General features: G+C 72.5%; 18 protein-coding genes. 9 read left to right on the top strand and 9 right to left on the bottom strand.

The annotated features are described in order from the left end of the window. Positions 1–347 precede the first annotated feature (347 nt). The 7 genes from ACIBK5_RS13125 to ACIBK5_RS13155 all read left to right on the top strand — a co-directional run bounded on the left by ACIBK5_RS13125 (position 348) and on the right by ACIBK5_RS13155 (position 10,496). On the top strand, positions 348–1,670 hold the full coding sequence (locus tag ACIBK5_RS13125; protein ID WP_399018983.1) for a DUF2690 domain-containing protein: 1,323 nt from the start codon (positions 348–350) through the stop codon (positions 1,668–1,670). 485 nt (positions 1,671–2,155) lie between these two features. Next, positions 2,156–3,145: a malate dehydrogenase gene (locus tag ACIBK5_RS13130; RefSeq protein ID WP_382489546.1), complete on the top strand. Its 990-nt coding sequence runs from the start codon at positions 2,156–2,158 to the stop codon at positions 3,143–3,145. 211 nt (positions 3,146–3,356) lie between these two features. Beyond that, positions 3,357–4,877 carry an aldehyde dehydrogenase family protein gene (locus ACIBK5_RS13135; RefSeq protein ID WP_399018985.1) on the top strand — a complete coding sequence of 507 codons (1,521 nt, stop codon included), beginning with the start codon at positions 3,357–3,359 and terminating at the stop codon, positions 4,875–4,877. 67 nt (positions 4,878–4,944) lie between these two features. Next, positions 4,945–6,477, top strand: a complete 1,533-nt coding sequence (locus ACIBK5_RS13140) for a GMC family oxidoreductase (protein ID WP_215119233.1) — start codon at positions 4,945–4,947, stop codon at positions 6,475–6,477. A gap of 41 nt (positions 6,478–6,518) precedes the next feature. Next, positions 6,519–7,589: a glycine betaine/L-proline ABC transporter ATP-binding protein gene (locus ACIBK5_RS13145; protein WP_399018987.1), complete on the top strand. Its 1,071-nt coding sequence runs from the start codon at positions 6,519–6,521 to the stop codon at positions 7,587–7,589. Next, entirely contained in the window at positions 7,589–9,538 is a 1,950-nt protein-coding gene (locus ACIBK5_RS13150; RefSeq protein WP_399018989.1) for an ABC transporter permease, read from the top strand. Before ACIBK5_RS13145 ends, ACIBK5_RS13150 begins: the two co-directional genes overlap by 1 nt. A gap of 1 nt (position 9,539) precedes the next feature. Continuing rightward, positions 9,540–10,496 (top strand): ABC transporter substrate-binding protein, encoded by a 957-nt coding sequence (locus tag ACIBK5_RS13155; RefSeq protein WP_399018992.1) that lies wholly within the window; start codon positions 9,540–9,542, stop codon positions 10,494–10,496. A gap of 6 nt (positions 10,497–10,502) precedes the next feature. On the opposite strand, the gene ACIBK5_RS13160 is transcribed toward ACIBK5_RS13155, so the two are convergent. From ACIBK5_RS13160 to ACIBK5_RS13170, 3 genes are read right to left on the bottom strand one after another with little or no spacing between them, the layout of a single operon-like run. Continuing rightward, positions 10,503–11,219, bottom strand: coding sequence for an isocitrate lyase/phosphoenolpyruvate mutase family protein (locus ACIBK5_RS13160; protein ID WP_399018993.1), 717 nt, complete (start codon positions 11,217–11,219; stop codon positions 10,503–10,505). After that, the gene (locus ACIBK5_RS13165) at positions 11,216–11,692 is read right to left on the bottom strand and encodes a carboxymuconolactone decarboxylase family protein (protein ID WP_399018995.1); all 477 of its coding nucleotides are present in this window, start codon (positions 11,690–11,692) and stop codon (positions 11,216–11,218) included. The genes ACIBK5_RS13160 and ACIBK5_RS13165 overlap by 4 nt, the downstream gene beginning before the upstream one ends. After that, positions 11,689–12,216: a carboxymuconolactone decarboxylase family protein gene (locus tag ACIBK5_RS13170; protein WP_399018997.1), complete on the bottom strand. Its 528-nt coding sequence runs from the start codon at positions 12,214–12,216 to the stop codon at positions 11,689–11,691. The genes ACIBK5_RS13165 and ACIBK5_RS13170 overlap by 4 nt, the downstream gene beginning before the upstream one ends. Positions 12,217–12,263: 47 nt before the next feature. On the opposite strand from ACIBK5_RS13170, the gene ACIBK5_RS13175 reads away from it, so the two are divergent. Together ACIBK5_RS13175 and ACIBK5_RS13180 are read left to right on the top strand one after the other, a co-directional pair. Beyond that, the gene (locus ACIBK5_RS13175) at positions 12,264–13,652 is read left to right on the top strand and encodes a PLP-dependent aminotransferase family protein (protein WP_399018999.1); all 1,389 of its coding nucleotides are present in this window, start codon (positions 12,264–12,266) and stop codon (positions 13,650–13,652) included. Positions 13,653–13,716: 64 nt separating this feature from the next. Further along, complete coding sequence (locus tag ACIBK5_RS13180; RefSeq protein WP_399019001.1) at positions 13,717–14,184, top strand: carboxymuconolactone decarboxylase family protein; 468 nt, start codon at positions 13,717–13,719, stop codon at positions 14,182–14,184. Between the two features lie 96 nt (positions 14,185–14,280). Here ACIBK5_RS13180 and ACIBK5_RS13185 read toward each other — a convergent pair whose 3' ends face one another. From ACIBK5_RS13185 to ACIBK5_RS13210, 6 genes are all read right to left on the bottom strand, one after another. Continuing rightward, positions 14,281–15,078, bottom strand: a complete 798-nt coding sequence (locus ACIBK5_RS13185; RefSeq protein WP_399019202.1) for an aminotransferase class IV — start codon at positions 15,076–15,078, stop codon at positions 14,281–14,283. Between the two features lie 13 nt (positions 15,079–15,091). Continuing rightward, positions 15,092–16,270 (bottom strand): FAD-dependent monooxygenase, encoded by a 1,179-nt coding sequence (locus ACIBK5_RS13190; RefSeq protein ID WP_399019003.1) that lies wholly within the window; start codon positions 16,268–16,270, stop codon positions 15,092–15,094. Beyond that, complete coding sequence (locus ACIBK5_RS13195; protein ID WP_399019005.1) at positions 16,267–17,850, bottom strand: class I adenylate-forming enzyme family protein; 1,584 nt, start codon at positions 17,848–17,850, stop codon at positions 16,267–16,269. The genes ACIBK5_RS13190 and ACIBK5_RS13195 overlap by 4 nt, the downstream gene beginning before the upstream one ends. Before the next feature lie 23 nt (positions 17,851–17,873). After that, positions 17,874–19,343, bottom strand: a complete 1,470-nt coding sequence (locus ACIBK5_RS13200) for an AMP-binding protein (RefSeq protein WP_399019203.1) — start codon at positions 19,341–19,343, stop codon at positions 17,874–17,876. Between the two features lie 260 nt (positions 19,344–19,603). After that, a complete protein-coding gene (pabB, locus tag ACIBK5_RS13205; RefSeq protein WP_399019007.1) occupies positions 19,604–22,186 on the bottom strand; it encodes an aminodeoxychorismate synthase component I in 2,583 nt (860 codons plus the stop codon). 30 nt (positions 22,187–22,216) lie between these two features. Continuing rightward, the gene (locus tag ACIBK5_RS13210; RefSeq protein ID WP_399019008.1) at positions 22,217–22,795 is read right to left on the bottom strand and encodes an antibiotic biosynthesis monooxygenase; all 579 of its coding nucleotides are present in this window, start codon (positions 22,793–22,795) and stop codon (positions 22,217–22,219) included. Positions 22,796–22,865 lie beyond the last annotated feature (70 nt).

Genomic DNA, 22,865 nt, shown 5'->3' on the forward strand with positions numbered 1-22,865 from the left:
CCGCCGCCACGGACCAACCCTCCTGCACGGCGAACGGCCTGTTCAACGGCTGTCAGAGCGCTGTGGCACGGAAGTGACAGTTCCGGTACTTCCTGTGGCGGATTCCGCACGAAGTGGTGCGACAACGGGGTTGGCGTGGACAATCAGGACGGTCCAGGGTGTATCGCGCGCGGTCTGCATGCTTCTGTGCGCCCCCAGTGGGGGAACTGAGATCCTGAGTCTGCGCATCCCTGTGGGTAACCAGAACGGGGACTCGGCCAAGGCCGCCAACGCGCGGGGCGAACAGCGCGGGAAATATCAGCACGACCGGGGGGAAGAGGGGGGAAGCAATGCCTCGTTGGAGGGCCTTGCCGGATGAGCTCGATCCACAGATCAGGGAGTTCACCAGCCAGCTGCGCAGACTCGTGGACCGCAGTGGTCTGAGCATCGCGTCGGTGGCGGACCGCACGGGCTACAGCAAGACGTCGTGGGAGCGTTATCTGAACGGCCGGCTGCTCGCGCCCAAGGGCGCGATCGTGGCGCTGGCCGAGGTGACCGGGACCAATCCGTTGCACCTGACCACCATGTGGGAGCTCGCCGAGCGTGCCTGGAGCCGCTCGGAGATGCGGCACGACATGACGATGGAGGCCATCCGGATCTCCCAGGCGCGCGCCGCGCTCGGGGAGTTCGGCGGGCAGGACTTCGGCGACCCGTCGGCCGGCTCCAAGAGCGGCGGTACGACGGCCTCCGGCGGCAAGGCCGCTTCGGGCAAGTCGGCTTCCCGGGGTGACGACAAGCCCGCCCGCCGGAGCGGCAGTGCCACGGTCACGCCGGGTATCGCGGGGCCGGCCGGAGTGGCCCCGACCGTGCCGCCGCAGCCGACGGCGCCGGAGGTCCAGGACTCCTCCACCAGCGGTGGTGCGCGGGAGGACGGCGGCCGGGGCGGTGCGACCGGGGTCAACTCGTGGGGCATCGCCGGGTACCAGGGTCCGTCGCCGTCGGGCGGCCGCTCCGCCGGCACCGGCGCGGGCACTGGCATCAGCGGCGGCACTGGCATCGGCGGCGGGTCCCGGCCCGGTGCGGGCGGCGGTCCCGCCGGAGCGACCGACGGGCCTGCCCGGACGCCGGGTGCGGGCGCGGGCTCGCAGCACCGGTCGCCGCGGGGCGCCGCCCCGGCCCGGGCGAAGGGCTCCGCCGGGGGCAAGCGGCGGACCGCGACGTTCCTCGCGGGTGTCGTGGGCGTGCTCGTGGTGATCGCCGGCGCGTTCTATCTCACCGGTGGTGGTGGCGACGACGAGGCCAAGGGCGGTACCAAGTCGCCCACGCCGAGCGCCACCACGAACCCGGATCTGCCGCCCGGTGTGAAGTGCAGCGGCGACAGCTGCACCGGCAAGGACGCGGAGGCCATGGGGTGCAGTGGTGACCTGGTCACCACGGCGCAGACCGCGACCGTCGGCACCACCGTCGTGGAGGTCCGCTACAGCGAGACCTGCAAGGCGGCCTGGGGCCGTGTCACCCAGGCGACCCAGGGCGACGAGGTCGAGATCAGCGCGGGCAAGGCGAAGCAGTCCGGAAGCATCACCGTCGCCGGTGACGCGATCGCGTACACCCCGATGGTGGCGGTGAAGAACGCCGCCGACGCGAAGGCCTGCGCGACCCTGGCCGCGGGTGGGCAGGGCTGCACGGAGTAGGCCGCCGGGGGGGGCGTCGGGGGCGGCGGGGGTGGCGGGTACGGGCCGGTGGGGGTTGTTCGCGCCGTTCCCCGCGCCCCTGAAAGGGGCAGGTCGGCAGTGCCGTCAGGGGCGCGGGGAACTGCGCGATCGGCCACGACGGCGCCGCTGCCGACATGGCATCCGAGGTCGCTCCGGCGGGCCGTCCGAACGAATTTCGGAGACGGAGGAATGGCCGGGGGAATCGGGGGCACGCGAACCGTACCCCCACGGGAGTCCGGCACAGTCGGTTCCCCCCGGCGGCCGCCCCAGTCCACCTCTCCCGGACGGGCGGCCGCCTTTTGCGTGGGCTCCGGGAGGGTTGTGGGGTGGGCCACACCGACCCGGCCGTGCGAGATACCGGATGCGCGATAGCCTGACCGCTGGTGGATCTCTTGATACCAAGAGATCGATCAGACGTCCGGGGCAGGGACCGCCCCACCGCCAGCTGTCATACGGAGAACGCCATGACCCGCACTCCCGTGAACGTCACCGTCACCGGCGCGGCCGGCCAGATCGGTTACGCCCTGCTCTTCCGCATCGCCTCCGGCCAGCTGCTCGGCGCGGACGTGCCGGTCAAGCTGCGCCTCCTTGAGATCACCCCCGCGCTCAAGGCCGCCGAGGGCACCGCCATGGAGCTCGACGACTGCGCGTTCCCGCTCCTCCAGGGCATCGACATCTCGGACGACCCGAACGTCGCCTTCGACGGCGCCAACGTCGCGCTGCTCGTCGGCGCCCGCCCCCGCACCAAGGGCATGGAGCGCGGTGACCTCCTCGAGGCCAACGGCGGCATCTTCAAGCCGCAGGGCCAGGCCATCAACGCCCACGCCGCGGACGACATCAAGGTCCTGGTCGTCGGCAACCCGGCCAACACCAACGCGCTGATCGCCCAGGCCGCCGCCCCGGACGTACCGGCCGAGCGCTTCACCGCGATGACCCGCCTCGACCACAACCGCGCGCTGACCCAGCTCGCGAAGAAGACGGGCTCGACGGTCGCCGACATCAAGCGTCTGACGATCTGGGGCAACCACTCCGCCACCCAGTACCCGGACATCTTCCACGCCACGGTCGCCGGCAAGAACGCCGCCGAGGTCGTGAACGACGAGAAGTGGCTGGCCGAGGACTTCATCCCGACCGTCGCCAAGCGCGGCGCCGCCATCATCGAGGCCCGCGGCGCCTCGTCGGCCGCCTCCGCCGCGAACGCCGCCATCGACCACGTCCACTCGTGGGTCAACGGCACCGCCGACGGCGACTGGGTCTCCATGGGCATCCCGTCGGACGGTTCGTACGGCGTCCCGGAGGGCCTGATCTCCTCCTTCCCGGTCACCACCAAGGACGGCAAGTACGACATCGTCCAGGGCCTGGACATCAACGAGTTCTCCCGCGCCCGGATCGACGCCTCCGTCAAGGAGCTCGAGGAGGAGCGCGAGGCGGTCCGCGGCCTCGGCCTCATCTGACCCGAGCCTCTCCACGCAGGCCCCGTACCGGTTGGTTCCGGTGCGGGGCCTGCGGGCTTTCGCCCGCGTTTGCCCGCATCCTCAGTGACACAGCGCACTTTCGGCCACGGATCGTGCATGCATCCAGGGGGTGAGGGCAGGCGCACTCGGTCTCTTAGTGACACGTGTGTGACACAAGGGCGCTGATCAGGAACGGAAGGCGAAAGCGGTCATGGCGGAAAGCAACGTACTTCAGGCGCGCAGCACCATCCACGCGGGAGGCGAGTGGCGTGCGGCCGTCTCCGGCGCCACCCGGGAGATCCTCGACCCCGCGGACGCGCTGCCGTTCGCCGTGGTCGCGGAGGGCGACGAGAAAGACACCGACCTGGCGATCGCCGCCGCCCGGCGCGCCTTCGACGAGGGCGACTGGCCCCGCACGCCCGTCGCCGAGCGCGCCGCGCTGCTGAGGCGCGTCGCCGACCTGCTGGTGCGCGACCGCGAGGAGCTCGGGCGGCTGGAGGCCCAGGACGCGGGCAAGACCGTCGAGGAGGGCCGCGTCGACATCGACTGCGTCGCCGACGCCTTCCGCTACTTCGCCGACCTGGTCGCGGGCGAGGCCCCCGGCCGGGTCGTGGACGCGGGCTCGCCCGAGATCCACAGCGTCGTCGTGCACGAGCCCATCGGCGTCTGCGCGATGATCACGCCCTGGAACTACCCGCTGCTGCAGGCCAGCTGGAAGATCGCCCCGGCGCTCGCGGCGGGCAACACCTTCGTCATCAAGCCGAGCGAGATCACGCCGATGACGACGATCGCGGTCGTCGAGCTGCTGGTCGAGGCCGGGCTGCCCGCCGGCGTCGCCAACATCGTCACCGGGCCCGGCCACTCGGTCGGCGCGCGGCTGTCCGAGCATCCCGACGTCGACCTGGTCTCCTTCACCGGCGGTCTGGTCAGCGGCACCAAGGTCGCCCAGGCCGCCGCGCCCGGCGTCAAGAAGGTCGCCCTCGAACTCGGCGGCAAGAACCCCAACGTGGTCTTCGCCGACGCCTGCGCCACCGAGGAGGGCTTCGACACCGCCGTCGACCAGGCCCTCAACGCCGCCTTCATCCACAGCGGCCAGGTCTGCTCGGCCGGCGCCCGCCTCATCATCGAGGAGTCGGTCCGGGACCGCTTCGTCGCCGAACTGGCCCGCCGCGCCGAGAAGATCCGACTCGGCCGCGGCACCGAGGACGGTGTCGAGTGCGGCCCGCTGGTCTCCGAGCAGCAGCGCGCCAAGGTCGAGATGTACGTCGAGTCCGCCCTCAAGGAGGGCGCGGTGCTGCGCTCCGGCGGCAAGCGCCCCGAGCCGTCCCCGCAGCGCCCCGAGAACGGCTACTTCTACGAGCCGACCGTCCTCGACCACTGCCACCGCGAGATGCGCGTCATCCGGGAGGAGGTCTTCGGACCGGTCCTCACCGTCGAGACCTTCCGCACCGAGGACGAGGCCGTCACCCTCGCCAACGACACCGAGTACGGCCTCGCGGGCGGCGTCTGGACCTCCGACGCGGGCCGCGCCCGGCGCGTGGCCGGCCGGCTGCGGCACGGCACGATCTGGATCAACGACTTCCACCCCTACCTGCCGCAGGCGGAGTGGGGCGGTTTCGGCAAGAGCGGGGTGGGCCGGGAGCTCGGCCCGGCCGGACTCGCCGAGTACCGAGAGACCAAGCACGTCTACCAGAACCTCGCTCCAAAGCCGGTGCGCTGGTTCGCGGGCTGACCTCCCTCACCCTTCGAGCCCGACCTCTTCGTCCCCGCTGGTTCATCCCCTCTGGAGCAAGTACGCCATGTCCCACACCAGTCACGAGTACGACTATGTCGTGATAGGCGGCGGAACCGCAGGTTCCGTCATTGCCTCCCGCCTGACCGAGAACCCCGACGTGACCGTCGCCGTCATCGAGGGCGGCCCCAGCGACGTCGGCCGCGACGACGTGCTGACCCTGCGCCGCTGGATGGGCCTGCTGGGCGGCGAGCTCGACTACGACTACCCCACCACCGAGCAGCCACGCGGAAACTCGCATATCCGGCACAGCCGCGCCCGGGTCCTGGGCGGCTGCTCCTCGCACAACACCCTGATCGCCTTCAAGCCGCTGCCGGCCGACTGGGACGAGTGGGAGGCCGCCGGCGCCAAGGGCTGGGGCGCGGTGCAGATGGAGGCGTACTTCGCGCGGCTGCTCAACAACGTCGTCCCGGTCGACGAGAAGGACCGGAACGCCATCGCCCGTGACTTCGTCGACGCGGCCCAGGCGGCGCTGAACGTGCCGCGCGTGGAGGGCTTCAACAAGAAGCCGTTCACCGAGGGCGTCGGCTTCTTCGACCTCGCCTACCACCCGGAGAACAACAAGCGCTCCTCGGCGTCGGTGGCGTATCTGCACCCGGTGATGGACGAGCGGCCCAACCTGACGATCCTGCTGGAGACCTGGGCGTACAAGCTGGAGCTTGACGGCAACCGCGCCGAGGGCGTGCACGTCCGCACCAAGGACGGCGAGGAGATCCTCGTCAAGGCCCGCAACGAGGTCCTGCTCTGTGCCGGCGCGGTCGACTCGCCGCGGCTGCTGATGCACTCCGGTATCGGCCCGAAGGCGGACCTGGAGAAGCTCGGCATCCCCGTCACGCACGACCTGCCGGGCATCGGCGAGAACCTGCTCGACCACCCCGAGTCGGTGATCGTGTGGGAGACGAACGGCCCCATCCCGGAGAACTCCGCGATGGACTCCGACGCGGGCCTGTTCGTGCGCCGGGACCCCGAACAGCCGCACCCCGACCTGATGTTCCACTTCTACCAGATCCCCTTCACGGACAACCCGGAGCGACTGGGCTACCAGCGGCCGGAGTTCGGCGTCTCGATGACCCCGAACATCCCCAAGCCCAAGAGCCGCGGCCGGCTCTACCTGACCAGCGCCGACCCCGAGGTCAAGCCGGCCCTGGACTTCCGCTACTTCACCGACGAGGACGACTACGACGGTCAGACCCTCGTCGACGGCATCAAGATCGCCCGTGAGATCGCGAAGACCGAGCCGCTGGCCGGCTGGCTCAAGCGCGAGGTGGCGCCCGGTCCGCACGTGACCGACGACGCGGAGATCAGCGAGTACGCCCGCAAGGTCGCGCACACCGTCTACCACCCCGCGGGCACCTGCAAGATGGGCGACGCCGACGACCGGCTCGCCGTCGTCGACCCCGAGCTGCGCGTCCGGGGCCTGGAGGGCATCCGCATCGCCGACGCCTCCGTGTTCCCCACCATGACCACCGTGAACCCGATGATCGGCGTGCTCATGGTCGGGGAGAAGGCCGCCGAGCTGATCGGCGGTGGTGACCGGTGACCGAGATACCGACCCTGGAACCCCCCACGGAGGAGCAGAGCATGGACACCACCCCCGTCTTCTCGGTGGAGGGCCTGTGGAAGGTGTTCGGCCCCAAGGCCGAGCGCGTCCCCGCCGACCCCGAGCTCACCGCCCTCGACGCCGACGAGCTGCGCTCGCGCACCGGCTGCACGGCCGCCGTCCGCGACGTCAGCTTCGATGTGCGCAAGGGCGAGGTCTTCGTCGTCATGGGCCTGTCCGGCTCCGGCAAGTCCACGCTGGTGCGCTGTCTGACCCGGCTGATCGAGCCGACCGCCGGCACCATCGCCATCGACGGCGAGGACGTCCGCGCCATGGACCGCTCCCGGCTGCGCGAACTGCGCCGCCACCGCGCCGCCATGGTCTTCCAGCACTTCGGCCTGCTGCCGCACCGCACGGTCCTCGACAACGTCGCCTACGGCCTGGAGATCCAGGGCGTCGGCAAGGCCGAGCGGCGTGAGCGGGCCGCCGAGGTCGTCGCCAAGGTCGGCCTGGACGGCATGGAGCACCGCCGCCCCAGCCAGCTCTCCGGCGGCCAGCAGCAGCGCGTGGGCCTCGCCCGCGCACTCGCCGTCGACCCCGAGGTCCTCCTCTTCGACGAGCCGTTCAGCGCGCTCGACCCGCTCATCCGGCGGGAGATGCAGGAGGAAGTGGTCCGGCTGCACCGCGAGGAGGGCCGCACGATGGTCTTCATCACGCACGACCTCCAGGAGGCCCTCAAGCTGGGCGACCGCATCGCCCTGATGCGCGGCGGCCAGGTCGTCCAGCTCGGCACGCCCGAGGAGATCGTGGGCTCGCCCGCCGACGACTACGTCCGCGAGTTCGTCCGGGACGTCCCGCGCGAGCAGGTCCTCACCGTCCGCACAGCCATGCGCAACCCCTCGGCGGACCTGGACGGCAGCGGACCGGCGGTCCCGCCCGACGCGACGGTCTCCGAGGCGATCGAGGCCGTCGCCCGCGCCGGCGCCCCGGCCCGGGTCGTGGACAAGGGCCGGTGTGTGGGCGTCGTCGACTCCGACACGCTGCTCGGTGTCGTCGCCGGCACGGAGCAGCCCGCTCCGCCCGGGACGGAGAAGACCAAGGAGGCGGTGTGATGGCGACCATCACCGCGAACCCGCCCCGGGTCGGCCTGCCCGGCCTCCTCAAGCACCGGGCCGTGCACAAGCTGTTGCTCCTCGCCCTGGCCGCCGCGATCCTCGTGCCGCTGGCCAACGCCCGCTGGGCGAGCGGCAGCTGGCCCACCGCACTGACCGTCGACTTCTCCGAGCCGCTCGCCAAGGCCAGCGACTGGATCATCGACAACCGCGACAGCCACCCGCTGTTCCTCTACTTCTTCGGCCACGTCAGCAACGTCGTCGTCATCGCCGTACGGGCCGTCTACCTCGGCCTCCTGGCCGTCGGCTGGGCGGGCGTCACGGCCCTGGGCGCGCTGGTCGCCTGGCGCGTCGCGGGCATCCGGCTCGCGCTCGGCACGGGCGTCGCGTTCCTCGCCTGCGGCCTGCTCGGCATGTGGGTGCCGACCATGCAGACCCTCGCCCTGATGGTCGTCGCGGTCCTCGCTTCGGTCGTGGTGGGCGCGCTGCTCGGGCTCGCCGCCGGGCTGTCCGACCGGATGGACCGCCTGCTGCGCCCCGTTCTGGACACCATGCAGGTGCTCCCGGCCTTCGCCTATCTGCTGCCGGTCGTGCTGGTCTTCGGCATCGGCGTCCCGGCGGCCGTCCTGGCCACCGTCATCTACGCCGCCCCGCCCATGGCCCGGCTGACCTCGCTCGGTCTGCGCGGCGCCGACAAGGGCGTGCTGGAGGCCGTCGAGTCGCTCGGCTCCACCGCACGCCAGCGGCTGCTGACCGCCCGGCTCCCGCTGGCCCGCAAGGAACTCCTGCTCGGCCTCAACCAGACGATCATGATGGCGCTGTCCATGGCCGTCATCGCGGCCGTCATCGGCGCGGGCGGTCTCGGTGACCGCGTCTACCAGGCGCTGGCCTCGGTCGACGTCGGTGCCGCGCTCGCCGCCGGTATCCCGATCGTGCTGCTCGCCGTCGTCCTGGACCGCGTCACGGGCGCGGCGGGGGAGCGGCTCGGCGCCGAACCGGAGCCCCGGCGCGGACTCGGCTGGCTGTACGCCCTGGTCGCCTTCGCCGCCGTGGCGGTCGCCGGGCGGCTCGTCGGCCGGCTCGACTGGCCCGAGTCCTGGGTCGTCGGCATCGCCGAGCCCGTCAACCGCGCGGTCGACTGGATGACCGCGCATCTCTACTCCGGCGTCCCCGTGGTCGGCGGCACCGCCGACTGGGCGGGCCACTTCACCACCTGGGTCCTCGACCCCATGCGCGACAGCCTGCAGGGGCTGCCCTGGTGGTCGGTCCTGCTCATCGTCGCCGCCCTGGCCTGGGTCATCGGCACCTGGCGCACCGCGCTCACCGCCGTCCTCGCCATGGCCGCGATCGGCGTGCTCGGCGTCTGGAAGCCCTCCCTCGACACCCTGTCGCAGGTCCTCGCCGCCGTCGCCGTCACCCTCGTCCTCGGCTTCGCCATCGGCATCGCGGCGGCCCGCAGCGACCGTCTGGAGCGGCTGCTGCGTCCCGTCCTGGACGTCTTCCAGACCATGCCGCAGTTCGTGTACCTCATCCCGGTCGTCGCCCTCTTCGGCGTCGGCCGCGCCCCGGCCGTCGCCGCCGCGATCGTGTACGCGCTGCCCGCCGTCGTCCGTATCACCACCCAGGGCCTGCGCCAGGTCGACCCCGCAGCGCTGGAGTCCTCCAGCTCGCTCGGCGCGACCAGCTGGCAGCAGCTGAGGCAGGTCCAGCTCCCGCTGGCCCGCCCGGCGCTGCTGCTCGCCGTCAACCAGGGCCTCGTCCTGGTCCTCGCCGTCGTCGTCATCGGCGGCCTGGTCGGCGGTGGCGCGCTCGGCTACGACGTGGTCTTCGGCCTCGCCCAGGGCGACCTGGCGACCGGTCTGGTGGCCGGCGCGGCCATCGTCTGCCTCGGCCTGATGCTCGACCGGGTGACCCAGCCCACCGAGCGGCGCGCGAAGAAGGGAGCCTGACATGCGAGTCCGTACGACGGCGATAGCCGCCACCGTCAGCTCCCTGGCGCTGCTCACCGGCTGCGGCGCCGCCGACATGACCAAGCAGGCCTCGCCCTTCGCCAACGCGCAGGGCGCCAAGTCCGTGACCCTGTCCGTGCAGTCCTGGGTGGGCGCGCAGGCCAACGTGGCCGTCGCCCAGTACCTCCTGGAGAACGAACTGGGCTACCGCGTCGACACCGTCCAGGTCGACGAGGTGCCCGCCTGGGACGCGCTCAGCCAGGGCCGCGTCGACGCGCTCCTGGAGGACTGGGGCCACCCCGAGCAGGAGCAGCGGTACGTCAAGGACAAGAAGACCATCGCCCCCGGCGGCGGACTCGGCGTCACCGGGCACATCGGCTGGTTCGTCCCGACGTACTTCGCCAAGAAGCACCCGGACATCACGAACTGGAAGAACCTCAACAAGTACGCCGACCAGTTCCGCACCCCGGAGAGCGGCAGCAAGGGCCAGCTGATGGACGGTTCGCCGTCCTACGTCACCAACGACAAGGCGCTGGTGAAGAACCTGAAGCTGGACTACCAGGTGGTGTTCGCCGGCTCCGAGGCGGCGCAGATCACCCAGATGAGGCAGTTCGCCAAGGAGAAGAAGCCCTTCCTCACCTACTGGTACTCCCCGCAGTGGCTGTTCAAGAAGGTCCCGATGACCGAGGTGAAGCTGCCGGAGTACAAGGAGGGCTGCGACGCCGACCTGGAGAAGGTCGCCTGCGCCTACCCGCACACGCCGCTGCAGAAGTACCTCAACGCGGACTTCGCCAAGAACGGCGGCAAGGCGGCGGCCTTCCTGAAGAAGTTCAAGTGGACGACCGAGGACCAGAACGAGGTCTCCCTGATGATCGCCGACAAGAAGATGACCCCGGAGGAGGCGGCGAAGAAGTGGGTGGACAGCCACAAGTCCACGTGGAAGAAGTGGCTGTCCTGACCTGCTCTACGTCAACTGACCGGCGATCTCCCGCAGGGCCCGGGTGGCCCGCCGCTGGAGTCCCGGCCCGAAGGTGATCCGGGTGGCCCCTCGCGCGCCGAGTTCGGCGGGCGAGGGGCCTTCGCCCGGTACGGCCCCCACATTGACGGGCCCCTGGATCCCGGCCCGCAGCAGCGGCAGCACCTCCGGCGGGGCGCCGATCGGGTAGACACAGTCGGCGCCCGCGGCGACGTACAACGCGGCCCGCTCGATGGCCCGTTCGGGATCCTGGACCCCGCAGGCGAAGGTGTCCACGCGCGCGTTCACGAAGAGCCGCTCACCGGCTGCCTCCCGCACCTCGGCCAGCCGGTCGGCGTGCGCACGCGGGTCCTTGAGCACCCCGTCCTCGGAGTCCTCCAGATTGCAGCCCACCGCCCCCGTCTCCAGCAGCCGCTCCACCAGCTCCTTCGGGGCGAGTCCGTAGCCGCCCTCGACGTCCGCCGACACCGGCACGTCGACGGCCCGCACGATCCGGGCGACCGCGGCGAACATCTCGTCGGCCGGGGTCTGCCCGTCCTCGTACCCCAGGGACGCGGCGACCCCGGCGCTGGGCGTGGCGAGAGCCGGGAAGCCCGCCTCCACGAACACCCGCGCACTGGCCGCGTCCCAGGGGCCGGGCAGCACGAGGGGGTCACCGGGCACCCGGTGGTGGTGCAGGGCGCGGAACACATCGGCCTTGCTCATGGCGTGTGTCCCCCCGGCGGGATCCGGCGGCTCACCATCATCCGGTTCCAGTTGTTGATGGCGACGACCAGCCCGATCAGATGGGCCAGCCGGGCCTCGTCGAAGTGCTTGGCGGCGTTCTCGTACACCTCGTCCGGCACCAAGCCTCCCCCAGAGCCGAAAGCCTGGGAGGTGCCCCCAGTCAGCAGGGTCACCGCCTCCGTCAGCGCCAGCGCGGCCCGCTCCCGCTCGTCGAAGACGTCCTCGGCCTCCTCCCACGCGGCCAGCATGCCGAGCTTCCGCTCACTCACCCCGTACTCGCGGGCGATCGCGAGATGCATGTCGAGGCAGAACGCGCACTGGTTGAGCTGCGAGGCGCGGAGCACGACGAGTTCGGCCAGGGCCGGGTCGCCGAGGCCCTTCTTCGCCACCGCGCTGAGCGTGGACATGGCCCGGCCCACCGCCGGGTCGAGCAGCCGGGTCCGGGCCGTCACTTGTACTGGCCCGGCTGGTAGTGCCCCGGTGCCATCCGGCAGGTCACGCCGAACCGGTTCCAGGCGTTGATCACCGTGATCGCGGCGATCAGCTGCGCCAGCTCCGCCTCGTCGAAGTGCCGCGCGGCCTCCTCGTAGACCTCGTCGGGTACGAACCCGTCCGTCAGGACCGTCACGGCCTCCGTCAGCTCCAGCGCCGCGAGCTCCTTCGCGGTGTAGAAGTGCCGCGACTCGTCCCAGGCGCTGAGCTGCACGATCCGCTCGACGCTCTCGCCCGCCGCGAGGGCGTCCTTGGTGTGCATGTCGATGCAGAAGGCACAGTGGTTGACCTGGGAGGCGCGGATCTTCACCAGCTCGTACAGCGTGTGGTCCAGGCCCTGCCGGGCGGCGGTCTCCAGCCGGACCATCGCCTTGTAGACGTCGGGCGCGTGCTTGGCCCACTCCAGGCGGGCGGGCCGCTCGGGGGCGTACTCCGCGCTTGTCGCGGGTGTCGTGGTCGTCGTGTCGTCGGTGGGCGTCGTCATGCTCCCGACCCTAGGAAGGAAGCAGCCCAGGAGTATGGTCCATTTCCATGGCGGAACCATGGGCCACTCTGGGCATCGACCTGCACGTGGAGCCGACCGGCCCGGGCCTGCGCCGGGGGCTGACCGACGCCCTGCGCGAGGCGGTGCGCTCCGGCCGGCTGGCCTCCGGCACCCGGCTGCCCTCCTCCCGCGCGCTCGCCGCCGACCTGGGCATCGCCCGCAACACGGTCGCCGACGCCTACGCCGACCTCGCCGCCGAGGGCTGGCTCACCGCCCGGCAGGGCTCGGGGACCCGGGTCGCCGCGCGGACCGTCGTCCCGCCGGCCGGTACGGCACCCCACCCCCGCGCCCGCACCCGCCCGGCCTACGACCTGCGCCCCGGCAGCCCCGACCTCGCGTCCTTCCCGCGCGCCGAGTGGCTCAAGGCCGCCCGCCGCGCCCTCACCGCCGCCCCGTACGACGCGCTGGACTACGGCGACCCCCGGGGCCGCCCGGAGCTGCGGGCCGCGCTCGCCGGCTACCTCTCCCGGGCCCGGGGCGTACGCGCCGACCCCGAACGCATCGTGGTGTGCGCCGGGTTCGCGCACGGCCTGAAGCTGCTCGGCACGGTCCTGCGGGCCCGCGGGGCACGAACCGTCGCGGTCGAGTCGTACGGTCTCGACGTGCACTGGAGGCTCCTCGCCGGGTCCGGCCTGGGCACCACCCCGCTGCCCTTCGACCGACTGGGCACGGACCCGGGCGAGTTGTCCGGCGCCGACGCGATCCTCCTCACCCCCGCCCACCAGTTCCCCATGGGCGTGCCCCTGCACCGCGACCGCCGTGCGGCCGTGGTCGACTGGGCGCGCCGCACCGGCGGGCTGGTGCTGGAGGACGACTACGACGGCGAGTTCCGCTACGACCGCCAGCCCGTCGGCGCGCTCCAGGGCCTGGACCCCGACCGGGCGGTCTATCTGGGCACCGCCAGCAAGTCCCTCGCCCCCGGGCTGCGGCTGGCCTGGATGGTGCTGCCGCCGGGCCTCGCCGAGGAGGTCACGGCGGCGAAGGGCGGCGTCGACACCTGCGGGGTGCTCGACCAGCTGACCCTGGCCGAGTTCCTCGCCTCCGGGGCCTACGACCGCCATGTGCGCGCGACCCGCCTGCGCTACCGCCGCCGCAGGGACGCCCTGGTCGCCGCCGTCGCGGCCCGCGCACCCGGGGCCCGGATCACCGGTATCGCGGCCGGTCTGCACGTCCTGCTGCGGCTGCCGCCCGGCACCGAGCAGTCCGTGGTCCAGGCAGCCCACTGGCGGGGGCTCGCGCTGCACGGACTCGCCCGCTACACCCACCCCGCCGCGCAGGCCGCTCCGGTCGACGCCCTGGTCGTCGGATACGGAACCCCGCCGGATCACGCCTGGTCCGGGGCGCTGGACGCGCTGTGTGCGGTACTGCCCGGATAAATCACGCCCGGACCGTTGCGCGAATTCCCCTTCGAGAATGCGCTTCCGAGGATATGGTCACCTCATGAGTGAAAGCCCTTCCATATCTCGCGTCGCCCTGAAGAAAATCACCCCGGACGTCTCCGCAGCAATGGGTTCCCTGCACTCCGCCGCCGTTTCCGCGGCGCAGGACGCCAAGGTCGAACCGGAACTGCTCGAACTGGTCAGGATCCGCGCCTCGCAGATCAACGGCTGCGCGTTCTGCCTCGACATGCACACCAAGGACGCCCGCTCCCAGGGCGAGACCGAGCAGCGCCTGTACACCCTGAACGCCTGGCGGGAGACGCCTTTCTTCACCGAGCGGGAGCGCGCCGCACTGGCGCTGACCGAGGCCGTGACCCTGGTCCACGACGGTCGCGTCCCGGACGCCGTGTACGCCGAGGCGGCCGAGGTGTTCGACGAGAACCAGATCGCCGCGCTGATCTGGGCGGCCACCGTCATCAATGCCTACAACCGCATCGCGATAGCCACGCGCATGGTGCCGAAGAGCTGACCTATTGGTGCCGAAAAGCTGAAACGAACAGCGGAAATCACGCCGGGTCGAATTTCTTCGGCCCGGCGTCGTCATGTCTTCTGTTCTTCTGTGAATTCAGCTCGGCAGTGGCTCCACAAGGCCGTCCAGCCAGGCCCGCCATTCGCCGGCCCGCTCCGCCGGAGGCACCCGCATCGGGCGGCCCGTCCAGCTCGTGACGGGCCGGATCCCGTGCAGCGCGTTCACCAGCCACACCTCACGGCCGTCCAGTTCGGCCACGGTCCGCTCGCGGTGCGCGATCCGGATCCCGGACCGCAGCGCCCGCTCCTGGATCAGCCCGGCCGTCACACCCGGCAGGACGGGCAGCCGGGGCGGGGGCAGACAGAGGGTGTCGTCCTCCCACCACAGCACGCTGGCGGTGGCCGACTCCAGCACCGTGCCCGAGGGCGCGATCAGCAGCGCCTCCTCAGCGCCCTCGCCGGCGGCCAGGCAGCGCACCCGGGCCAGGGTCTCCAGGTCCGGGCCCTTGCGGCGGGGCACGGCCCGCGGGTCGGACTGGCCCGCCGCCCACAGCCGGATCTCCGTGCCGAGCGGCGGGGCGGGACGCACCAGCAACCGCAACTCCGGGGAGCCCGCCACGAGTTCCACCCGAGGGAACCACTCACCCGTGCGCGGCAGCGCGGCGGTCACGTCCTGCCAGAACGCGACGAGCCGGCGCGGCTCCGGCCCGCCGCACTCGGCACAGGACCGCGAGAAGCGCTCCCGGTGCCGGGCATAGGCCCGCACCCGGCCCTCGCGCAGCAGCCACGAGTCCGCGACGAGCAGCCGTCCCCCGGCCTCCTCGCCCGGGGCGGGGGCCAGGCCACGGCCGGGCGTCCACGCCCACAGGCCTTCGCCCACCGCCGGTCGTGTCACCACCAGCTCCTCCTCAGTACTTGCGGCCCGCGACGGCCGGCGCCCCGTGCCGGGGCCCGTACGGCGCGTGCTCCAGCCATGATCCGCACCACGGCAGCACCGGCGCCAGGGCCGCCGCCGCCCGCTGTCTGACCCGGACGGTACGGCGGTGCGGCCGCAGATGGTCCAGGGCCGTACCGGCGGCGGCGCTGTTGAACAGGCCCGCCGCCCGCCGCACCTCGGCGAAGCGCGCGACCGCCGCGCCGGTCCCGGTGGCGATCGCCTCGGCGGCGGCCGCCGCGTCCGCGATCCCGCTGTTCATGCCGCGTGCCCCGAACGGCGGGAAGAGATGCGCCGCCTCCCCGGCCAGCAGCACGCGCCCGTGCGGATCGGTGAACGAGGCCGCCACCTTGCGCAGGAAGCGGTACGTCGACACCCACATGATCCGGTCGCCGTAGCCGTCCCCGACGATCGCGGGCAGCCACCGCCGTACGGCCTCCTCGGTGCCGTACTCCTCCTGCGCGTCGTCGTCCCGGCACTGCAGGTCGACCTGGAAACCGCCGGTGAACGGCACCCGCATCACACTGCGCCCGCCGACCCCGGGATGCTCGTAGTGGAAGACCCGCTCCAGCGGCAGCTCCGCGCCCGGCACGTCGGCGACGTCCACCACGACATGGAAGCCCTCGCCGTGCGTGCCCTCCATGGCGATGCCCAGCTCGCGCCGGACCGCCGAGCGGGCGCCGTCGGCGGCCACGGCATACGCGCCCGTCCACACCCGCCCGTCCTCGCCCGTCAGCCGGACCTCCGTCTCCGAGGTGCTCACCCCCGCCACGCGCGCGCCCCACACGAACTCCACCCCGGCCCCCTCGCAGGCCGCGCGCAGGAACCGTTCGGTGTCCGTCTGGCGCAGGCTGGTGAAGGGCGGCGGACCCGACGGCGGCGGAAAGGTGCGGGCGTAGACCTCACGTCCCCGGTAGAGAGTGCGCCTGGTGTGCCAGGTCCGCCCGTACGAGGTGATCTCGGCGGCGAGCCCGGGCAGCATCGCGTCCAGCAGGCCCAGGGTCTCCCGGTGCACGAACAGGGCCCGGCTGCCCGGCCGTTCCCGGTCCTCGGGGTCGGCCTCCAGCAGCACCACCGGCAGTCCGTGCCCGCGCAGGGCCAGGGCCGCCGACAGGCCCACGGGTCCGGCGCCCACGACCACGGCCAGGGTCATGCGCGGGCGCCTTCGGTGAGCATCCGCGCGATCTCCACGCGCTTCACCTTCCAGGTCGCGGTCATCGGCAGATCCTCGAACCGCCACTGCCGCGGCTCGGCCATCGCCGGCAGTCCCGCCGTCGCCCGACGCCAGCGCTCCGGGTCCAGGGGACGCTCGCCGCGCACGCACACCACCGGCACCGGCTCGCGGTCCGCGCCCGGCACGATGACGACCTCACGCAGCTCCTCCAGGCGGGACATCAGCGTGTCCTCGACCTCGAGGTTGCTGTGCACCTCGTCGATCTGGTCGACCTCCCGGTCGATCAGGTACAGCGCGCCCAGGCGGCTCCGGTAGCCCATGTCGCCCATCTCCCACCAGCCGTCGGTGAGCTGACGGTCGTAGCGGTCCGGCATGCCCAGGTAGGTGAGGATCCGGCCCCGGGTGCGGGCCTCGATCCGGCCGGGCGTGCCGGGCGGGACCCGTCTGCCCTCGGCGTCGGTGACGCGGACCCGGGTGAAGCCGGGTATCCCGGTCCCGACCCGGCGCCCGTCCACCCGGGCGGCACCGCGCCGCGTCACCACCTGGAACGCCACCGGGCCCGTCTCGCTCTGCCCGTACAGCTGGATCAGCCAGGGCGTACGGCGCCGGGAGGCTCCCAGCAGCCGCCGTACGGTGCGCGGATGGATCGCGTCGAACGTGGAGCCGTACGACCGGACCCGGGACAGCGGGGCCCCGGGGGCGTCGGCCAGCTCCTCCCACAGCACGAACGTGTTGGGGTGCGTCTCCACGATGCCGGGCCGGTGCCGGACCAGCAGCGGGCCCACCGCGGCCGGATCCGGGTCGGTGATCAGCACCAGCGGGCTGCCGAAGTGCAGCAGGACGCCGAGCAGATGGTAGAAGCGCGAGTGCACGAACGACATGTGCAGCGCCGCCGGCTCGCCCCGGGTGGGCCAGCCCATCGCCTGCTGCGGCACGAGCCGGTTCCACATGGTCTGCGCGCAGTGCACGGCCAGCTTCGGGACGCCGGTGGTGCCCGAGCTGTGGGTGATCAGGGCGGGTTCGCGGGGGTGGAGCCGGACCGGCGGAGGCGGCTCGGCGCCGGCGTACTTCGCCAGCGGCTCCGCCCCGGGCGCGTCGTCCACCGAGAGCGTCCGCCGCACGAGCCCGGACAGGGCGAGGTCCTTCAGCCCGTCCAGGGTGGCGCTGTCGGTGATCAGCCAGGGGCGGCGCAGCCGGGCGAGGAGCTGCCCTGCCACCTGAGGGGCCAGCGCGGGCGACAGCAGCACCGGCACGGCGCCGATCCTGGAGGCCGCGCAGGTCAGCAGCATGATGTCGACGTTGTCGGCCTTGTGCACGACGACCTGCTCCGAGGGCCGCACCCCGGCCTCCCACAGCCGGCCGGAGAGTTCCTCGACCACCTCGGCGAGCACGGTGTAGCTCAGGTCGACCCCGAGGGAAGGGTTGACGTCCAGCGGCCGGTCCAGGGTGACGAAGACGGCCCCGTGCCGGTCGGCGGCCCGCCGGAAGACCGGTCCCAGATAGAAGCCGCGATCGGCGAGCAGGGGCGGCCGGGGCCGGGTCTGCCGGGACTGTCGCATGAGGCCGTTCCTTTCCGAGGTGGTCACCAGGCACCCCGGCGCACCAGATGGCGGCGGAGCTTCCCGGTCGGGGTGCGCGGCAGCGAGGGGACGAAGCTGACGCTGCGGGGGACCTTGAAGGCGGCGAGGCTCTCCCGCGCCAGGCCGATCAGCTCGTCCGACAGACCGTCACGCGCGGACGCGACCGGCACCACGAAGGCCCGCAGCCGGCTCGCGCCCCGCCCGTCGGGCACCGCCGCGACCGCCACCTCCCGCACCGCCGGATGGCCGCGCAGCACGGCCTCCACCTCCAGCGGGGAGACGGTGATGCCGCCGACCATCTCCATGTCGTCGGCGCGGCCCAGATGCCGGTAGGAGCCGTCCGGTTCGCGGCACGCCCGGTCGCGGGTGGCCAGCCAGCCGCCGACCAGGGTCCGCGCGGTCTCCTCGGGCCGGTTCAGGTAGCCCGGGGTGACCGTCGGTCCGCGCACCCACATCTCGCCCTCCTCGCCGTCCGGCACCGGGCGCCCGTCCCGGTCGCGCAGCTCCACCTCGAAGCCGGGCACGGGACGGCCGACGGTGCCCGGATGGTCGTGGGCGAAACCGTTGGCGCAGAACGCGTGGCCCGCCTCGGTGGAGCCGATCTGCTCCAGCACCGGCGCCCCGAGCAGCGCGGTCAGCTGCCGTGCGAGCCCGTCCGGCAGTCCCTCGCCGGCCGACACCGCGGCCCGCACCGAGGCGAAGCAGCCCTCGTGCCCGTGGCCCCGCTCGGCGACCAGCGCGGCGTACGCGGACGGCACGGAGTAGAGCAGCGTCACCCGGTGCCGGGCGACCAGCTCGTCGAGGGTGGCCGGAGTGGGGCGCCGGTCCACCAGCACCGCGGACGAACCGGAGAACAGCGGGAAGACGAGGGCGTTGCCGAAGCCGTAGGCGAAGTACAGCTTCGACACCGACAGGGTGACGTCGTCCGCGGTGATCCGCAGCACCCGCCGGCCGACCAGGTCGTGGTACGTCCGGGGATCGCCGTGCGTGTGCACGACGCCCTTGGGGCGGCCCGTGGTGCCTGAGGTGTACTGGACGTACAGCGGGGCGTGCGCGTCGACCTGGTGGGCGGGCGCGGGCTCGGCGGCCGGGGTGAGTGCCATCAGCTGATCCGCTCCGAGGCAGGCCCGGCGGGCGAACCGCTCCTCCAGACCCGGCCCCGTCACGCACAGCAGCGCTCCGGTGTCCTCGGCCAGGAACACATGGTCGGCCGCGGGGAGTTCGGGGTTGACCAGGACCGCGACGGCGCCGAGCCGGGCGGTGGCGAGGAACGCCGTCACCCAGGCGAGCGAGTCGGGCAGCGCCAGCAGCACCCGGTCCCCGGGGCGCACCCCGTGCTCCGCGAGCACGGTGGCCGCACGGGCCGCGAGGTCGTGCACCTCCCCGTGGGTCCAGGCCCGGTGCCCCTGGTGAAAGGCGGTCCGGCCGTTCCACCCGCGCCGCTCGGCGAGTTCGGCGAGCTGGGCCGCCATGTTCCCGGGCGCCTCGACCTCGCCCGGGTTCGGCTCGGCCTGAGGCGCGGGCGTCTCGGCCCGTGGCCTGGCCGTCTCGGCCTGAGCACCGGTCACGTCGGCCTGCGGCCTGGTCGTCTCGGCCTGAGCACCGGTCACGTCGGCCTGCATCCCGGCGACCTCGGCCTGAGGCCGGTTCGTCTCGGTCCGTGGCCCGGGCACGCCGGCCTGGAGCCTGGGCGCCTCGGCCTTTGCACTGGTCATCTCGACCTGAGGACTGGTCATCGCCGGGCCTCCCCGGCCGCCTCGGCTCTGTCCCCCGACGGGGCCTGCTGCCGTATCCGGTCGGCCGTGTGCTGGTGCAGGGCCCGCATCGGGGCCGCGGTCTTCAGCAGCATCTCCTCGTACTCCGCCTCCGGATCGGAGCCGAGCACGATCGCGCCGCCCGCGCCCAGATGCAGCTGGCCGTCGGCGAACACGGCGGTACGGATGACGATGCTGAGATCCGCGCCGCCGCCGCACCCGAAGTAGCCGAGGGCGCCGGAGTACACGCCCCGCGCCTCGGTCTCCAGCGAGTCGATGATCTCCAGCGTGCGCAGCTTCGGCGCGCCGGTCATCGACCCGCCGGGGAAGCAGGCCCGGACGCAGTCCACCGCGTCCGTGCCCGGCCGCAGCCGCCCCGCCACGGTCGAGACGAGCTGGTGCACCGTGGCGTACGTCTCCGTGGCCATCAGCTTCGACACCCGCACCGACCCCGTCCGGCAGACCTGTCCCAGGTCGTTGCGGAGCAGATCGACGATCATCAGGTTCTCGGCCCGGGTCTTGTCGTCCGACGCGAGCGCGTCCCGCAGCCGGGCGTCCTCCTCCGGGTCGTCGCCCCGGGGCGCGGTCCCCTTGATGGGCCGGGCCTCGGCCGTACCGTCCCGGTCGATCTTCAGAAACCGCTCGGGCGAGGAACCGGCCACCTCCAGCTCCCCGAATCTCAGGAAAGCCGCGTACGGGGCCGGGTTGTCGCGGCGCAGCGTCCGGTAGAAGTCGAGCGCGTCGGGCGGAGCGGGTAAACGGGCGGCGTTCGTCAGGCAGACCTCATAGCTGGTGCCGGCCCGCAACTCCCGCTGGCACGCCTCGATGTCCGCGAGATACGTCGCCCGGTCCCGTACGAGCCACGGCTCGGCGGCGCCGGGGTCGGCCGGGGCCGCCGGCACGGGCAGCGGCGCCCGCTCCGTCGCCACGCAGCTGAGGTCCGCCAGCGCGCCCTCCAGCCAGTCGGCGGCCTCCCGGGCCGCCTGCGGGGTGTCCTCCGCCAGGCACACGGCGTAGGTGAAGCCCTCCTGGTGGTCCACCGCGATCACCCGGTCGGCGAACAGCCAGGCGGCGTCCGGGGCGGGGGAGCGGTGCCGGTTGGGCGATCCGCAGTCGGCCTTCACCTCGTAGCCGAGGTAGCCGACGTAGCCCCCGGTGAAGTCGAACGGCAGGCCGGTCGCGTCCACGCGCCGATTCGTCAACTGCCGCTTCAGATAGTCGAAGACACTCGCCGCGACCTTGCGCACCGGCCGCCCGGCCCGCTCGATCTCACAGCGCCCGGCCGTGACGTCGTACCGCACGAACTCGGCGAGCGGCCCGCTGTCGTCCCCCAGGAACGAGAACCGCGACCGACCGGGCTCGACCAGGGAGCTGTCCAACCAGAACGACCGTCGAGACGCGGCGAACATCCGGGTGAAAGCCGCCTCGGTGTCGACGGCACCGGTGACCCGGCGGGTGTGCAGCCGGTAGCCGACCCGGCCGGGGCGCCGGGGGCGGGGAATGGCGGCGGTGGGCGGTGGGGCGGGCAGGGGGGCGTCGGCGCCCGCGGTGGCCCCGCCGGCCGGAACGGCGTCTCCGGCCGCTACGGCCCCGTCAGACCCTGACATCGCCGAGACGGGGAAGACGGCGGCAGGCCGAGGTACCGCGGCCCGCGGCGGACCCGCCGCGGCCCCGGTCCGACTGCCGGCCCCGGCCCCGGCCCCGGAGACACCCGCCGACCGGTTGCTCGCCTTGGCTCCGGGAACGGCCCGGGCCCGATCGTCGGTCCCGGCCTCGGAGACACCCGCCGCCCGACTGCTCAGCGCGGCCCCGGCAACAGCCGCAGGACGGGAATCCGTTGCAACCGCCGCCTGGGCCGCCGTAGCCCTCCGAGTCCCCGCCGGCCGCCGGACCCCCGCGTCGCACTCCGGGACCACTGCCCGGCGTCGGGCCGGTGCCTCGGGGGACGGCACCGCCGTGTTCTTCGTGCGTAGCTTGCCGGCCCGCGCGGCGGTCAGGTTGCGGAAGTTCACGAGCATGCGGTGGCCGTACTCCGTGAGGACGGACTCCGGGTGGAACTGCACACCCCACAGCGGCCGGCTGCGGTGCCGCAGCCCCATCAGGACGCCGTCCTCCGCCCAGGCCGTGGCCTCGAGCGCCGGAGGCAACGGCTCGCGCACGGCCAGCGAGTGATAGCGCACGGCGGTGAAATGCTGCGGCAGGCCCTGGAACAGATCCTGTTCGTCGTGCCGGATCGTGGAGAGATGCCCGTGCCGCGGTTCCGGCGCCGGCCCCACAAGACCCCGCTCGCCGAGCGCGATGCCCTGATGGCCGAGACACACGCCGAGCACGGGAACGGGGGAGGTCGCGAGCAGCCTGGTCCCGATGCCGAAGTCACGAGCGTCACCCGGGTGCCCGGGGCCCGGGGACACCACCAGATTGTCGAACCCCCGGAGATCCGGAACCCCGTCGACGGGCGCGTCGTTACGGACCACCACCGGCTCCTCGCCATTGACCTCGGCGATCAGCTGGAACAGGTTGTACGTGTACGAGTCGTAATTGTCGATGAGCAGGGTCTTCACCCGCCCACCTCCCTCTGTTCGTTCGCGGACCTACGTGGCCCGGCGTTTGTGCCGCCCACGAAGCGCCTGGAGCGACGGGTAAAGCCATTTCCTGAAGAAACGCTGGAGGCGCGGCATGAGAATCCAGGTGACAAGGGCGGTCACACACAGACATAACAACAGCGTGCGTATCAGTGCGTTGAGGTCACCGAGATAGGGAAGAACCGTCAGATTGAACAGGAGCACCGGCGGAAAAACCGCGCTCATATTCACGAACCACAGTTTCCATTTCTTCGGCGGTGCCGGTGGCGCGGGCGTCAGCGTCTGCGCTTCGAACCAGGCCCTGGCGCCCGGCACTCTCCGGCGCTCCGCCTCCCGCGCGACCCCCTCCAGCCGGGCGTCCCACTGGGTCCGGGAGGGTGATTGCTCCCAGGCCAGGGCCGACCCCTCGCTGGCGAAGCGATAGACGACATGCCACTCCGCCCCTCCGTCGACAAGTACCCCACCCCCCAGAAATCCCGGCTGCCGGGCGGTCGCGCCCAGCATGGCCCACCCCCAGGAGTGGAAGTCGGCCGCACGGCCCGGCGTCACGCGATAGGCCACGGTGACCGTGACGGGATTACTGGTCACGCCGTCCTGTACGGAAAGCGGTTCCCGCGCGTTCAAGTTTCAACAAACAATTTTCCGGCTGTCCGGAACG

The sequence above is a fragment of the Streptomyces sp. NPDC050546 genome (assembly GCF_044457425.1).
Lineage (GTDB): Bacteria > Actinomycetota > Actinomycetes > Streptomycetales > Streptomycetaceae > Streptomyces.